The sequence below is a fragment of the Parageobacillus caldoxylosilyticus NBRC 107762 genome (genome assembly GCF_000632715.1).
In the GTDB taxonomy this organism is placed as follows: Bacteria; Bacillota; Bacilli; order Bacillales; family Anoxybacillaceae; genus Saccharococcus; species Saccharococcus caldoxylosilyticus.
In genome coordinates this window covers 1-959 of the sequence record NZ_BAWO01000122.1, presented here as the reverse complement: position 1 = coordinate 959, position 959 = coordinate 1, and the positions used below count along the sequence as shown (strand labels likewise).

Annotated in this window: 1 protein-coding gene; it reads right to left on the bottom strand. The window is 50.2% G+C overall.

Features of this window, described 5'->3' with window-relative positions:
• Positions 1-365: 365 nt before the first annotated feature.
• The coding region (locus GCA01S_RS18910; RefSeq protein ID WP_042412580.1) for an IS110 family transposase at positions 366-959 on the bottom strand (594 nt) is incomplete at its 5' end.

Sequence of the window (959 nt, the reverse complement as noted above, 5' to 3'; positions counted from 1 at the left end):
AATGTTGATATATCAACGGTTGTAGCCGTTTCAGGGGTGTCAAAAAAATATTTTTCGACAAAGTTCCTAACATTATTTCTTAAATATGTGTATATCTTACATTGACTGGGTACGCTTCGCGGCCACTACTGGTTAAATTTGGTTGTAGTGGGGGAAGCGTATGGGATGCACCGTGGATCTCTGCATCGCTGATGATGACGAACCCTCCCATGTCTCTTGGCATCCTTGTGCCTACATTCCTTCGTTCGGTCTAGTCATCAGGCAGAGGCCGGCTAAGCTCCTTTAGGGACTCAAGGTCGAATGGATGATATCGCGCCAGCTTCTCCGTGTCATCCTTGTTGTCTAGAGAATCGAGACTATAGGCATCAAGCAGCCGTTTCGAGGCCAAAGATGTCCTGCATCATTCGCTTCGCATCGAACGCTTGGTGCTTCGTACATACAGCGTGCAATACCTTCAATAATTTTCCGCATAACACCACAATCGATTGCTTCTTCCGCAACGGATTATCAGGACGTGTCGTGTAATAGTCGTGCAGCTGCCGAAACGCTTCGTTGTGGCGGATCATCGGCATCATCACCCGGAACAGAAGGGCGCGCAACCGCCTTCTTCCACGCTTCGAGATCCGTTTTTGCCCTTTGTGTTGGCCGGAGGAATGTTCCCGCAGCGTCAGGCCCGCTAATTTGATAAGCTGCCGCGGATCCTGATAATGGGAGAAACTCCCGATCTCTGATAACAATTCTACGATGGTCGCATCGCCTAAGCCCGGAACGGTCTTCAACCATTCGTACTCGACCGATGTCTGTACGAGTTCGATCAGCTGCTCTGTCAGTGCCTCGATTTCTTCTTCCAGTTGGCGGTACCGGCGGACAAGCGTGGCAATTTCGATACGGGCCATCTGTTGTCCTTCCGTTACGCCAATGGAGTGTTGGGCCAATTCCATCAACTTCTTCGCTTTCGG